12 protein-coding genes and 1 tRNA gene are annotated in these 13,824 nt (G+C 69.2%); 8 read left to right on the top strand and 5 right to left on the bottom strand.

The window, feature by feature from the left end; translation table 11 throughout:
• The first annotated feature begins 109 nt into the window (after positions 1 to 109).
• The 7 genes from AERO9AM_RS05455 (at position 110) to AERO9AM_RS05485 (ending at position 7,945) form a co-directional block, all read left to right on the top strand.
• Positions 110 to 1,396 (top strand): aspartate kinase, encoded by a 1,287-nt coding sequence (locus AERO9AM_RS05455; protein ID WP_159575229.1) that lies wholly within the window; start codon positions 110 to 112, stop codon positions 1,394 to 1,396.
• 241 nt (positions 1,397 to 1,637) lie between these two features.
• Positions 1,638 to 2,723, top strand: a complete 1,086-nt coding sequence (locus AERO9AM_RS05460; protein WP_159575230.1) for an aspartate-semialdehyde dehydrogenase — start codon at positions 1,638 to 1,640, stop codon at positions 2,721 to 2,723.
• 147 nt (positions 2,724 to 2,870) lie between these two features.
• Positions 2,871 to 4,331, top strand: coding sequence for a malate dehydrogenase (quinone) (gene mqo, locus AERO9AM_RS05465; RefSeq protein ID WP_159575231.1), 1,461 nt, complete (start codon positions 2,871 to 2,873; stop codon positions 4,329 to 4,331).
• Between the two features lie 9 nt (positions 4,332 to 4,340).
• The gene (locus AERO9AM_RS05470) at positions 4,341 to 4,943 is read left to right on the top strand and encodes a thymidine kinase (RefSeq protein WP_159575232.1); all 603 of its coding nucleotides are present in this window, start codon (positions 4,341 to 4,343) and stop codon (positions 4,941 to 4,943) included.
• 153 nt (positions 4,944 to 5,096) lie between these two features.
• Positions 5,097 to 5,822, top strand: coding sequence for a FadR/GntR family transcriptional regulator (locus tag AERO9AM_RS05475; protein ID WP_159575233.1), 726 nt, complete (start codon positions 5,097 to 5,099; stop codon positions 5,820 to 5,822).
• A 15-nt stretch (positions 5,823 to 5,837) separates the two neighbouring features.
• Positions 5,838 to 7,100 carry an alpha-hydroxy acid oxidase gene (locus tag AERO9AM_RS05480; protein ID WP_159575234.1) on the top strand — a complete coding sequence of 421 codons (1,263 nt, stop codon included), beginning with the start codon at positions 5,838 to 5,840 and terminating at the stop codon, positions 7,098 to 7,100.
• Positions 7,097 to 7,945: an alpha/beta hydrolase gene (locus tag AERO9AM_RS05485; RefSeq protein WP_159575235.1), complete on the top strand. Its 849-nt coding sequence runs from the start codon at positions 7,097 to 7,099 to the stop codon at positions 7,943 to 7,945. The genes AERO9AM_RS05480 and AERO9AM_RS05485 overlap by 4 nt, the downstream gene beginning before the upstream one ends.
• Before the next feature lie 25 nt (positions 7,946 to 7,970).
• On the opposite strand, the gene AERO9AM_RS05490 is transcribed toward AERO9AM_RS05485, so the two are convergent.
• Together AERO9AM_RS05490 and AERO9AM_RS05495 are read right to left on the bottom strand one after the other, a co-directional pair.
• Positions 7,971 to 8,753, bottom strand: a complete 783-nt coding sequence (locus tag AERO9AM_RS05490) for an HAD-IIB family hydrolase (RefSeq protein ID WP_159575236.1) — start codon at positions 8,751 to 8,753, stop codon at positions 7,971 to 7,973.
• A gap of 294 nt (positions 8,754 to 9,047) precedes the next feature.
• A tRNA-Pro gene (locus tag AERO9AM_RS05495) sits at positions 9,048 to 9,124 on the bottom strand.
• 61 nt (positions 9,125 to 9,185) lie between these two features.
• Here AERO9AM_RS05495 and AERO9AM_RS05500 point away from each other — a divergent pair.
• Positions 9,186 to 9,395, top strand: coding sequence for a hypothetical protein (locus AERO9AM_RS05500; RefSeq protein WP_159575237.1), 210 nt, complete (start codon positions 9,186 to 9,188; stop codon positions 9,393 to 9,395).
• A gap of 140 nt (positions 9,396 to 9,535) precedes the next feature.
• Here AERO9AM_RS05500 and AERO9AM_RS05505 read toward each other — a convergent pair whose 3' ends face one another.
• From AERO9AM_RS05505 to AERO9AM_RS05515, 3 genes are all read right to left on the bottom strand, one after another.
• A complete protein-coding gene (locus AERO9AM_RS05505; RefSeq protein WP_159575238.1) occupies positions 9,536 to 10,117 on the bottom strand; it encodes a hypothetical protein in 582 nt (193 codons plus the stop codon).
• Positions 10,118 to 10,231: 114 nt separating this feature from the next.
• Complete coding sequence (locus AERO9AM_RS05510; RefSeq protein ID WP_159575239.1) at positions 10,232 to 11,167, bottom strand: metallophosphoesterase; 936 nt, start codon at positions 11,165 to 11,167, stop codon at positions 10,232 to 10,234.
• Positions 11,164 to 13,812: a penicillin-binding protein gene (locus AERO9AM_RS05515; RefSeq protein WP_159575240.1), complete on the bottom strand. Its 2,649-nt coding sequence runs from the start codon at positions 13,810 to 13,812 to the stop codon at positions 11,164 to 11,166. Before AERO9AM_RS05515 ends, AERO9AM_RS05510 begins: the two co-directional genes overlap by 4 nt.
• Positions 13,813 to 13,824 lie beyond the last annotated feature (12 nt).

The raw sequence follows: 13,824 nt of genomic DNA on the forward strand, positions 1-13,824 counted from the left end.
AGCGGCGGGCCCGTCGCCTCGTCACATACCGGATCGGGCATGGACTGCGCTCGTAGAATGTGCGATGGTGCGCCGCTTCCGGCGCCCGGCATCCCCCAGGAGTGATCCCGTGGCACTCATCGTGCAGAAGTACGGCGGCTCGTCCGTCGCCGACGCAGAGAGCATCAAGCGCGTCGCGAAGCGCATCGTCGACACCCGCCGCGCCGGTCACGACGTGGTCGTGGCCGTGAGCGCCATGGGCGACACCACCGACGAGCTGCTCGACCTCGCTGCACAGGTCGCGCCCATCCCGGCGCCGCGCGAGCTCGACATGCTGCTGTCCAGCGGTGAGCGCATCTCGATGGCGCTGCTCGCGATGGCGATCCACTCCATGGGCTTCGACGCACGCTCCTTCACGGGCCCGCAGGCCGGAATGCGCACCGACAGCCGGCACGGCTCCGCCCGCATCGTCGAGGTCACCCCGACGCGTCTGCGCGAGGCGCTCGACGAGGGCGCGATCGTCATCGTCGCCGGGTTCCAGGGCATCAACGAGGACACGCAGGACATCACGACGCTCGGCCGCGGCGGATCCGACACGACCGCGGTCGCGCTCGCCGCCGCGCTCGACGCCGACGTGTGCGAGATCTACAGCGACGTCGACGGGATCTTCACCGCCGATCCGCGGGTGGTGCCGCTCGCGCACAAGCTCTCGCACGTGTCGAGCGAGGAGATGCTCGAACTCGCCGCCAACGGCGCCAAGGTGCTGTACATCCGCGCCGTCGAGTACGCCCGCCGGCACGGCGTCCTGATCCACGCCCGCTCGACCTTCACGTCGAACGAGGGCACCTACGTTCTGGGCGAGGGCATGAAGAACCCCCGCGAATCCGAGGGAGAAGCCATGGAAGAGCCGATCGTCGCCGGTGTCGCCACCGACCTCAGCCAGGCCAAGGTCACCGTCGCCGGCGTGCCCGACGTGCCAGGCAAGGCCGCGGAGATCTTCAAGATCGTCGCGAAGTCCGGAGCCAACGTCGACATGATCGTGCAGAACGTGTCGGCCGCCTCGACCGGGCGCACGGACATCTCGTTCACGCTGCCGAAGTCCGATGCCTCCGCGGCGCTCAAGGCGCTCGCCGCAGAGCAGTCCGACGTGGGCTTCGAGAGCCTCCTCCACGACGACCAGATCGGAAAGCTCTCGGTCGTCGGAGCCGGCATGCGCACGCACTCGGGTGTCTCCGCGATCCTCTTCGAGGCGCTGTCGACAGCGGGCGTGAACCTGGAGATGATCTCGACCTCCGAGATCCGCATCTCCGTGGTGGTCCGCGGCGACGAGCTCGCCGAGGCCGCGCGCGTCGTGCACGCGGCCTATGGTCTGGACGGCGAGGTCGAAGCCGTCGTCGCCGCCGGCACCGGTCGCTGAGTCCCGACCCCAGCTCCTCCTTCAGGTCGCGATTTCTGCGCTTCCCACCGTCCGGAAGCGCAGAAGTTGCGACCTGAGTCACCGTGGTCCGCCGCTGCGGCGCTTCGGCCCCTGCGGACCCGGTAGAATCGCCCAAACCCTGACACCGGCGCCAGGCGCGGATGCTCCGCCGTACCCGGCGACCGCGCCTGCGTCTCGTCCGCCGCCCGTCGCGGCGCCAAGCCGAGGAAACAGCATCCCCATGACCCGCATCTCCGACTCAGGATTCTCCGTCGCCATCGTCGGCGCCACCGGCCAGGTGGGCACCGTCATGCGCGACATCCTCGCGGAGCGCTCCTTCCCGATCCGCGAGCTGCGCCTGTTCGCCTCCGCCCGGTCCGCCGGCACGGCCATCGACTTCGGCGGCATCCCCGTCATCGTCGAGGACGTCGAGAGCGCCGACCCGGCCGGCGTCGAGATCGCGCTGTTCTCCGCCGGCGCCACGGCGAGCCGCGCCTATGCGCCGCGGTTCGCCGCGGCCGGTGCGATCGTCGTCGACAACTCCAGCGCGTGGCGGATGGATCCGGAGGTCCCCCTCGTCGTCAGCGAGGTGAACCCCGAGGCGATCGCGGAGACCCCCAAGGGCATCATCGCGAACCCGAACTGCACCACGATGGCCGCGATGCCGGTGCTCAAGGCGCTGCACGCCGAGGCCGGGCTCGAGCGGCTCATCGTCTCGACGTACCAGGCCGTGAGCGGATCCGGCCTCGCCGGCGCCCAGGAGCTCCTCGGCCAGGTCGAGGGGGTGCTCGCCCAGGGCGACACCCTGCGGCTCGTGCACGACGGATCCGCGCTCGACTTCCCGCAGCCGGAGAAGTACGTCGCGCCGATCGCCTTCGACGTCATCCCGCTCGCGGGATCGGTCGTCGACGACGGGCTGAATGAGACCGACGAGGAGAAGAAGCTCCGCAACGAGAGCCGCAAGATCCTCGGCCTGCCCGACCTGCGCGTCGCGGGAACCTGCGTGCGCGTGCCGGTCTTCACCGGCCACTCGCTGTCGATCAACGCCGAGTTCCGGGACGACATCACCCCGCAGCGTGCATACGAGGTGCTCGCCGACGCCCCGGGCGTCGTGGTCGAGGAGGTTCCGACGCCGCTGTACGCCGCGGGCAAGGATCCGAGCTACGTGGGCCGGATCCGCGCCGATCAGTCCGCTCCGGAGGGCAAGGGCCTCGTGCTGTTCATCAGCAACGACAACCTGCGCAAGGGCGCGGCGCTGAACGCCGTCCAGGTGGCGGAGCTCGTCGCAGAGCGTCTGCACGCCGGAGCGGCGGCGCCCGCCGTCTGAATCGACGGACGCGACACCGCGAATCGTGGAGCGCCGGCACTCCCCACCGGAGGGCCGGCGCTCCTGATGTCCGGGGTGGCGAATGTGCGCCGCGGGATGGCCGTGCGGGCGAATATGGCGGCCTGTGCGGCGAACTAGACTGAAGGCGTGACTGAATCCGTCGACGTCGTCCTCATCGGCGGTGGCATCATGAGCGCCACCCTCGGAACCCTGCTCCGCGAGCTCCAGCCCGACTGGAAGGTCGTGGCCTTCGAGCGACTGGGCGATGTCGCCGAGGAGAGCTCGAACGCGTGGAACAACGCGGGCACGGGCCACGCCGCCCTCTGCGAGCTGAACTACATGCCCGAGGGCAAGGACGGCGCCCTCGACCCGGCCAAGGCGATCGGCATCAACGAGCAGTTCCAGCTCAGCCGGCAGCTGTGGTCGACCCTCGTCGACCGCGGCGTGCTCGACGCGCCCAGCACGTTCATCAACTCCACGCCGCACATGACGTTCGTGCGCGGCCAGAAGGACGTCGACTACCTGCGCCGCCGCTACGAGATCCTCAAGGAGCAGCCGCTGTTCGCGGGGATCGAGTACAGCGAGGACTCCCGCGTCATCAACCAGTGGGCGCCGCTGCTGATGGAGAAGCGTCGCAAGGGTGAGCCGTTCGCGGCGACCCGCGTGCCCAGCGGCACCGACGTGGACTTCGGATCCCTCACGCGTCAGCTGTTCGACCACCTGGCCGAGAGCGAGAACTTCACGCTGCTGCGCAACCACGAGGTGCGCAAGCTCAGGAAGCAGAAGGACGGCTCCTGGAAGGTCCGCTACCGCAACACGATCGGGAACACCCCGGGCGAGCTCAACGCGAAGTTCGTGTTCGTCGGCGCCGGCGGCTGGGCGCTCAAGCTGCTGCAGGGATCGGGCATCTCCGAGATCAAGGGCTACGGCTGCTTCCCGATCGGCGGTCAGTGGCTGAAGACGTCCAACCCCGCGATCGTCGCCAAGCACAAGGCCAAGGTGTACTCGCAGGCCCCCGTCGGCGCACCGCCGATGTCGGTGCCGCACCTGGACACCCGCGTCGTCGACGGTGAGACCAGCCTGCTGTTCGGCCCGTTCGCGACATTCAGCCCGAAGTTCCTCAAGCAGGGCCACATGCTCGACATCGTCACCCAGGTGCGCACGCACAACCTGGGCAGCATGCTCAAGGTCGCCTTCACCAACTTCGACCTCATCAAGTACCTGGTCAGCGAACTGCTCAAGACGCACCGGCGCAAGGTGGCGACCCTGCGCGAGTTCATGCCCACCGCGGAGGACGGCGACTGGGAGCTGCTCCAGGCCGGGCAGCGCGCCCAGGTGATGAAGGGCGGCAAGCTGCAGTTCGGCACGGAGGTCGTCGCGGCCGCCGACGGCACCATCGCCGGCCTGCTCGGCGCCTCGCCGGGTGCGTCGACCGCGGTGCCCGTCATGCTCGACGTGCTGCAGCGCTGCTTCCCGGGACAGTACGCGCAGTGGGAGCCGAAGCTCCAGGAGCTGATCCCCACGCTCGGCGAGAAGCTGAACGACTCGCCGGCCGACGCCGCGGCATCGATGGGCGCCACCGCGAAGACGCTCGATCTGACGGCCTGATCGCGCGCCGTGGCCAAGCTGTACTTCCGCTACGGGGCGATGAACTCCGGAAAGTCCACGGCGCTGCTGCAGGCCGCGTACAACTACGAGGAGCGCGGGCAGCGGGTGCTCCTCGCCAAGCCCGCGATCGACACCAAGGGCGCCAGTCAGATCGAGAGCCGCCTGGGGATGACCCGCGAGGTCGACTTCCTGATCGCTGCGGGCGAGAGCGCGCGGGACCTGTTCCGTGCGGAGCGCGAGAAGGCGCGACAGGACGGATCCGACATCGCGTGCCTCCTCGTAGACGAGGCGCAGTTCCTCGAGCCCGAGCAGATCGACGACCTCTTCCGCATCGCGGTGGAGGACGAGATCCCGGTGCTCGCCTACGGGATCCGCAACGACTTCCTCACCCACGCGTTCCCTGGATCCGGACGGCTGCTGGCGATCGCGCACACCCTCGAGGAGCTGAAGACGATCTGCCGCTGCGGTCGCAAGGCCGTGTTCAACGGACGCAGGGTGGGGGACCGGTTCGTGTTCGACGGCGACCAGGTCGCGATCGACGGCGAGGCCGTCACGTATGAATCGCTGTGCGGTCACTGCTACCTCGAAGAGTCCGGCGGCCGTCTGAGCTGACTCGCCGGTCACGACGCGCGATTCTTTCGAAGCGCAGAGTTCGCCGTGCCTCCGCCGCTGCGACGGCGAAGTTCGCGCTGTGAACGAGTGTCTTCGTCTTCTTGCGTGGTCTGACCACAGCCTCTAGGCTGTGGTCAGACCACAGGAGGATCCATGCCCGACGGCAGCGACGCCCCCGCGCGCACCTGGCGCGCGGTGCTCCAGCACGTCGAGCGGCGCCTGCTCGACGGCGAGCTCGGACCGGGAGACCGGCTGCCCAGCGAACGCGACCTCGCGGCGGAGCTCGGCGTCGGCCGCTCGAGCGTCCGCGAGGCGATCCGCGTGCTCGAGGTGATGGGCCTGATCCGCACCTCGACCGGATCCGGGCCGCAGGCGGGGGCGATCGTCATCGCCGCGCCCGGGGGAGCGCTGTCGGCGCTGCTGCGGCTCCAGGTCGCCGCGCAGGGCTTCCCGATCGGGGATGTCGTCGGAACCCGCCTCGTGCTCGAGCAGGCCGTCGTGACCGCGCTCGCCGCGGGACCGAGGGAGACGGCGGCGGCGCACCGGATCCTCGACGCCATGGACGCCGAGCTCGGAGCCGACGACTTCCTCGCCCTCGATGCGCAGCTGCATCTCGCCCTGGCCGAGGCGAGCGGCAACACCGTGGTCGCGGCGATGATGACCGGCCTGCGCGACAGCATCGAATCGTACGTGCGGGCAGGGTCCGCACGTCTCACCGACTGGCCGCGGATGGCCGACCGGCTCCGCGCCGAGCACCGCGACATCGTGCGCGCCATCGACGAGGGCCGCGCCGACGATGCCGCCGCACTCGTCCGCGACCACATCACCGGCTATTACGCCGCCACCGACCTCGCCCGCGAGGGCGACAGCCCCGCCTGATCGGAAGGACCACCCATGGTGCAGCGCCAGCTCCCGAACCCCGCCGAGATCTTCGAGCTGATGAAGTTCAAGGCGCCCGAGCTCGACGGCACGAAGCGCCGGCTGCACGCGGCGCTCACGATCGCCGATCTCCGCACGATCGCGAAGCGGCGCACGCCCAAGGCGGCCTTCGACTACACCGATGGCGCGGCCGAGGGCGAGCTGTCGCTCGCGCGGGCCCGGCAGGCGTTCCAGGACGTGGAGTTCCACCCCGGGATCCTCGCGCCCGCACCGCTGCTGGACACGTCGACCACGGTCCTGGGCGGCCCCAGCGCGCTGCCGTTCGGCATCGCGCCGACCGGCTTCACCCGGCTCATGCAGACCGAGGGCGAGGTCGCCGGTGCCGGGGCCGCGGCGGCCGCGGGGATCCCGTTCACCCTCTCCACGCTCGGCACCACCTCGATCGAGGACGTGAAGAAGACCAACCCGTCCGGACGCAACTGGTTCCAGCTCTACGTGATGCGCGAGCGCGAGATCTCGTACGGGCTCACCCGCCGTGCGGCGGAGGCCGGATTCGACACGCTGATGTTCACGGTGGACACGCCCGTGGCGGGCGCCCGGCTGCGGGACAAGCGCAACGGCTTCTCGATCCCGCCGCAGCTCACCCTCGGCACCATCATCAACGCGATCCCGCGCCCCTGGTGGTGGATCGACTTCCTCACCACGCCCAAGCTGGAGTTCGCCTCGCTGTCGACGACCGGCGGGACGGTCGGCGAGCTGCTGGACGCCGCCATGGATCCGACGATCGGCTATGACGACCTCGCGGTGATCCGGGAGATCTGGCCGGGCAAGCTCGTCGTGAAGGGCGTGCAGACCGTCGAGGACGCGGTGCGGCTGAAGGACACGCACGGGGTCGACGGTGTGGTGCTGTCCAACCACGGCGGCCGGCAGCTCGATCGCGCGCCGATCCCGTTCCACCTGCTGCCGCAGGTGCGGGCCGCGGTCGGCGACGACTTCACCGTCATGATCGACACCGGGATCATGAACGGCGCCGACATCGTCGCGTCGGTCGCGCTCGGCGCCGACTTCACGCTGATCGGCAGAGCGTACCTGTACGGCCTGATGGCCGGCGGCCGTCGCGGCGTCGACCGGGCGATCGAGATCCTGCGCAGCGAGATCGAGCGCACGATGCGGCTGCTCGGGGTGTCCTCGCTCGCCGAGCTCGAGCCGCGCCACGTGACGCAGCTCACCCGTCTGGTCCCGATGAACCCGGCGGTCGCGGGCGCGGTGGCGCGATGACCGCGGGCGCGGCGCTGCGCATCGGGGAGCTGCAGATCCCAGGGCCGCACGGCCCCATCCCGGCACGCGCATACACGCCGGACGAGCCGGCCGGACCGGGCCTGGTCTGGCTGCACGGCGGCGGGTTCTGGGCCGGCGACCTGGACATGCCCGAGGCGGACTGGGTCGCCCGGTCATTCGCCGCGCGGGGGATCGCGGTGGTCTCGGTCGACTACCGGCTGGCGCCCCCGCTCGCGGGCGCCCCGGGGCGCGACGGCGTGAGCGGCTTCCGCCACCCCGTGCCCGTCGACGATGTGGTCGCGGCGTTCCGCTGGGCGATCGGGTCGGGCCTCGCCGAGGGGCCCTGGGTGATCGGCGGCACGAGCGCCGGGGGCAACCTCGCCGCGGCGGGCACGCTGCGCCTCGTCGCCGACGGGGGCGCCCGCCCGGCGCTCGCCCTGCTGGCGTACCCCACGCTCCTCGCCGTGCAGCCGGCACCGGATCCGGCGTTGCGCGCGGCACTGGACGCGGATCCCGCGGCGGACGTGTTCGGTCCGGAGAAGGTGCGCGGGATGTACGAGAACTACTTCGGGCGGCCGGCGGAGGAGGCGACGTCATCGGCGGCGCCGGGTCTCGCCTCGCCGGGCGAGCTCGTCGGCTTCCCGCCCGTCATCATGATCAACGCGGAGGTCGATGAGCTGCGCGTGTCGGGAGAGGCGTTCGCGAGGACGCTCGTCGGAGCCGGGGTGCCGGTCGACGTGTCGATCGAGCCGGGTACCACGCACGGTTACCTGAACCGGCCCGAGGAGGCCGCGGCGAGCAGATCCATCGACCGCTACGCCGAGCGGATCCTCGCACTGTCCTGAGGGTCCTGAGCGTCCGCGAGCGCGGTCAGGAGGCCGGTGCGGGAGCGGGAGCGCTCAAGGTCGGCAGGAGCGCGTCGAGGCGGTCCGCGGTGTCCTCCCAGCCGTCCACGGCGACGCAGGGCACGCCGAGGGCCTTCACGGGGTAGTCGTTGCCGCCTTCGTCGAGCCGGTCGCCGTAGAACAGCATCTCGCCGAAGGGGATGCCGGTGCGCTCGGCGAGTTCGGTCATCCCGTAGGCCTTGTCGATGCCGGCCCGGGTGATGTCGATCGAGGTGGATCCGCCCGAGCGGACCTCCAGGTCGGGCACGCGGAGGGCCACGGCGTCGCGGAGCGCGGCGCGGCGGGAGCCGTCCGGGTCCCATGCCTTCTTCGCGTCGTGCGGGGCGCGCTGTCCGAGGGCGGAGAACGTGATCTGGGATCCGCGGTCCTCGAGGATGGGACCCCACGTCTCGGTCTCCCACAGGCCGAGGCGACGGGCCTCCTCCTCGAGCGCGGCCAGGGCGGCGTCCTTCTGCTCGGCGCTGAGGTCGCGGGCGTAGACGAGCGCGAATCCGGTTCCGTCGTGGCGGAGGTAGCGGGTGCCGCAGGTGGGCAGCAGGTGGATGCGCTGGAGCGTGGCGGCGCCGGCGTCCCCGAGGCGCGAGACGACCTGGGTGCGGAACTGCTCCTCGTTGCCGCCGGAGATGATGGCGACCTCGACGCGCTCGGCGAGGGCGAGCAGGAGTGCGGCGATGCGGGGTTCGATCGCGCTCTTGGAGGCGGCGAGGGTGTCGTCGAGGTCGAAGGCGACCAGGCGTGGCGTCGTCATAGCGGTTCCAGGATACGGGAGAAGCCTGAGCGGAGCCGCCGAGCCAGGGCCGAGCGGGGCGCCGCACGTGACCGAGCGACTCTTCGTGCGCGCGACGGTGCCTGCGAGGACGCCGCCGAGATGTGCGCAAGGAGAGTCGTCCGCCGGGCGATTCTCTACGGAGGTTGCGAGGAGTGCTCCCCAGGCGCTTCTCCGCACGTCGCATTCGCGACACGTGGAGCCTCTGCGCTGGGCCGCCTGACTTACCGAGATAACGAGAGAGGGACCGACCTTCTGGGTCGGTCCCTCTCTCATTGGTCGGGGTGACAGGATTTGAACCTGCGGCCTCTTCGTCCCGAACGAAGCGCGCTACCAAGCTGCGCCACACCCCGTGGCAACCGTTCAAGTCTATACGGCGAGGGGCTTGGGAGCGAATCGAGGCGGAACCCGCGCGTGGCGAAGCTGTTGAGTCAGCGGGTTTGGGTGAATCGGGTGCGCAAGAAGCCAATTGAGGTCGATCTCATCGTCGACCTAGTTGAGCGTGACGGCGTTGCTGCCGCCAGTGCCGTTACCTGGGTGACGGTGACGTCGCAGAGGTTCACGTCGGCGTTTCCCGCGAAGCAGCGCTATGCGGTCCAGATGACCGCCGAAGCCGCCGCCTGATCCGCCGCAGTATCTGCGTATCGCCTATACCTTGTTCCCCCTTCCCTATTCCGGCATGACGCAGAAGCGTTGGGGTCTGGCACAGGCGTCGGCCCTCCGCGAAAGAGCGACGCCGTGGGGAACGTTGAGTATCGGTGGCACTAGCCGTTGGGGTGCTCGGCGTGCCACTGTTTGACGGGGTCGATCCAAGGGACGTTCGGGTCGGGGCGGATCACGAACGTTTCGCCGATCTTCCATGTGTGCTCGCCGGGTGCGTACCCGACTCCGTTGTATCTGGCGACGGTGTCCATGTCGGTGCAGAGTCGCGTCTCGATGCCGTCGAGGTTGTCGCCAGCGACGGTTGTGTAGCTGACGATCTTTCCTTGGCCATTGACGCTCACGATGCCGTTTGCGCCCTCGCGAGGACCGAAGTCAATCGGTTCGGTCCGGAGTTCGGCATGCTCGATGAGGTTTCCGTTGCCATCGACCTCGCCGCTGATCTGGATCTGTGCAAGTGGGTGGCAATTCTCCGCGCCCCCTACACGCTCTTGCTCTGTCTTCGGGAGGACTGCTGTGGGCTTCGGGGCAGGGGCCGCCGATCGCGCGGGCATGCTCAATTCCGGAGTCGGTGTGGGCGGAATGGCGGACGTGACGGTCACGACGGTGTACCCCGCACCGACGACGAGGCCCGCAACGATCAGGGCGACAGCGGACCAGGTGGCGATCTTCGCGTTGCGGTTCATAGCGTGATCCCCTTCTTGGGGCTGAGACGGTTGTCAGTCGGGCCACTATTCCTCGGATGCGGGATCGATCGCCGCGCGGGTCTAAGAGCTGTTCGGTGCACCGACTCTACGTGTTCAGCCTCGGGGCAGCAGCGTGAGCAGGGTGGCCTCGGGGCGGCAGGCGAACCGGACCGGGGCGTAGATCGAGTGCCCGCACCCGGCGCTCACGTTGAGCGGCACGGTGCGTCCGGCGTGCGACCAGGAGCTGAGACCCTTGGCCTGCTTCAGCGGGATGTCGCAGTTCGCGACGACGGCCCCGAAACCCGGGATGCACACCTGGCCGCCGTGCGTGTGGCCGCCGAGGATCGCGTCGGCGCCGAGATCCGTGAACGCGTTCAGCACGCGCTGATACGGCGCATGCGTCACGCCCAGCACGGGTATGTCGGCAGAGCGGGGGCCCAGCGCGTCGATCGCCGACGGCAGCGCCTCGAGGTCGTCCCAGTCGCGGTGCGCGTCTTCCACGCCGAACAGGTCGATGCGCGAGCCTGCGACCGTGAGGGTGGCGGCCGTGTTGTTCAGGTCGGTCCAGCCCAGCTCGTCCGTGAAGAAGGCGTCCATCGCGGCGGTGTCGAGCTTCGGGGCGGTGGGCACCCGTGCCGACGGCCCCATGAAGTACCGGAACGGATTGCGCGGCGATGGCGCGTGCACATCGTTGGAACCGTGCACGAAGACGCCCGGGACGCCCGCGAACGGTGCGAACGCGGCACGCACGCCCTCGAGACCGCGCTCGTGACCGAGGTTGTCGCCGGTGTTCACGACGAGGTCGGGTCGCAGCTGGGCGAGGGACGCGAGCCAGCGCTGCTTGCGGTGCTGCCACGGCGCCATGTGCGCGTCCGAGACGTGCAGGATCCGCAGCGGGCGGGATCCTGCCGGCAGCGACCGCGCCGTGGCGTGGCGCAGCGTGAACAGGTAACGCTCGATGCCGATGCCCCAGGTCGCCGCCGCGACACCGGCGGCCCCCACCGCACCGAGTGCGATGAGGGCCGGACGGGTGGCTCGGGCAGGCGTCATGGCTTGCAGTTCTTCGTCGTGTAGTTCAGCGTGACGGAGGACCCCTTCGGGGCGGCGGTGCCGGCTGCCGGATTCGTCGCCGTCACTGTGCCGGACTCGTCGCCGTTGCCGGGCGTGCAGGCGCCCTTCACCGCTTGGAAGCCCGCTGTCTTGAGCGCGTTCGCGGCGTCGCCCATGGTCATGCCGACGACGTTCGGCACGGTCGCGCCCTGCCCGTTGCTCGGGCTGATCGTGATGGTGCTGCCAGTGACGACCTGGCCAGGGCCCGGATCCTGCTGCGCGACCTGGTCCGTTGGCAGGTTGCTCTGCACCGGGGCGCCGACCGACACCGAGAACCCGACGCCCTCGAGCGTCTGCGTCGCCTGGTCGACGGTCATGCCGACGACGTTCGGCAGATTCGTGTACGACTGCTTGAGCTGGCTCTGGATCGGGTCCGGGAAGGACCCTCCGGGGAACAGCTCGTCCGCCGCGCTGAGGATGGCCTTGCTCAACGGATACCGGATGTTCGGAACGCCGATGTCCTGCGTGTAGAAGTCGTTGATGTTGACATCGCCGCTCGCCTGGCCCACCCAGACGCCCGTCGTGGAGGTCGTCGAGGACGACATGAGCATCGTCTGAGCGTTGTTGTGCGAACCGGTCTTTCCGATCAGCGGGGTGCCGTCGTAGGGGTTCGCCTGCGAACCGGTACCGCCGTTCATGACGCCCTGGAGGGCGTACGCAGCCCCGGCCGCGATCTCCGGCTTGATGACCTCCGTGCAGGTGGTGGGTGCGAGCGGGATGTCCGCACCGTCGGGTCCGGTGATCTTGTCGATCGCGTGCGGGTCGCAGCGCGTGCCGTTGTTGGCGATCGCCGCGTATACGGCGGCCATGTCGAGAGGCGCGATGTTCTTCGACCCGAGCACATCGAACGGCGCCGGCGCAGAGGCGAGGATGTTCCCGTCGTCGTCGGTGATGTTCTCGCGGTTGTTGACCGGCAGCATCTTGCCCTTGTACTCGGTGCCGAGGTGCACGCCCATCCGGGCCGCGAGGTCGTTGATGTCGCAGAGATCGAGCTTCGACGCCATGCCGAGGAAGCCGCTGTTCAGCGACAGCTTCGTGAACTCCATCGGCGTGCCGGTGAAGCCTCGCTGATTCTGGAAGTTGCCGATCTCGCCGGCGTCCGCCGGCATCGTGCTGTCTCCGCACTTGAACGTCATCCGCCTGAGATTGCCGTCGACGGACTCGCGCAGGGAATGGCCCTTCTCGAGCCAGTCGAGGAGCGTGAACACCTTGTACGTGGATCCGACCGAGAAGCCGATGCCGCCCCCGTGCGCCTGATCGGCGGCGTAGACGATTCCCGTCTGGCCCGGAGGCGCATCCTGCGCCTCGTTGAACACGGTGTTCTGCGCGAGCGCGAGGATCCTGCCGGTCTTGGGATCGAGGTTCACGGCCGCGGCGCCGAAGTCCATGCCTTCGATCGTCGGGGTGGTGTAGTCGTGCATCGCCTGCACGGCCGCGGCCTGCATCGGCGCGGACAAGGTCGTGTAGATGTTCAGGCCGCCGCGGAGCAGCTTGTCGGCGCGGTCCTTCTGCGGACCGAGCGCGGAGTCGAGCGACGAGTCGCTCTCCAGCGTGGCCTGCACGTACTTGCAGAAATACGCGTTGTCACCGGCGTCCGCGCAGCCGGAGGAGGGCGTCTTGATGACGGGCGTGATCGGCTGCTTCTTGGCTTCCTCGTATTCGGCCGTCGTGATCTTGCCGAGCGTGTGCATGCGGCTGAGCACGTAGTTCCGGCGCACGAGGGTGTCGTGGTAGCCGTCGGCCTGCGAGTTCTTGCAGTTGTTGCCATCCTTGTCGCAGTCGTACGTGCCACCGGGCAGGTCGATGCGGAAGGCGTTCGGGTTCTGCACCATGCCGACGAGGGTCGCGGCCTGCACGGCGTTGAGCTGCGACGCGGAGACGCTGAAATAGCGCTGCGCGGCGGCCTCGATGCCGTAGGTCGTGCCACCGAAGTTCACCAGGTTCAGGTAGCCGATGAGGATGTCCTGCTTGGAGTACTGCTTCTCGATCGCCGTGGCGTAGCGGATCTCCTGCAGCTTGCGCGCGATGCCCTTGGAACCGACGGCCGAGGCCGCGTCCAGCCAGCACTGCTGGAGCTTGTCATCGCGCTTCTTGTCCGAGAGGGGCACGCCCTTCTCGCACTCCTGCAGCAGCACGTTCTTCACGTACTGCTGGCTGATCGAGGATCCGCCGTTGGTCGAGGATCCGGTCACGTTGCCGACGATCGCCTTGAGCGTGCCGGTGATGTCGATGCCGCCGTGCGAGTAGAAGTTCTTGTCCTCACTGGCCAGCAGCGCGTCGTACAGCACAGGCGCGACCTGGTCGTACTTCACCGGGACACGGTTCTGATCGTAGAAGCGCGCCATGACCTGGTCGGTGCCGTTGGCGTCCTTCGCGTAGATCGTCGTCGGCAGCATCGGGCGGTCGACCTTCAGGTTGGAGGGCAGGCCCTCGAACAGGTCGATCGACTGAGCGGCGGTAGCGCCGGTCACGGCGAACACCGGAGTGACGGCGGCCGTCACGAGCACACCGGCGACGACGCTGAGACCGACGAGGCCGGCCAGGCCGCTGAGCACACCGGTGAGCGTGCGTTTGGTCTGAGGCATACGCTTGATCGT

This window comes from Microbacterium sp. 8M (assembly GCF_902506375.1).
Lineage (GTDB): Bacteria > Actinomycetota > Actinomycetes > Actinomycetales > Microbacteriaceae > Microbacterium.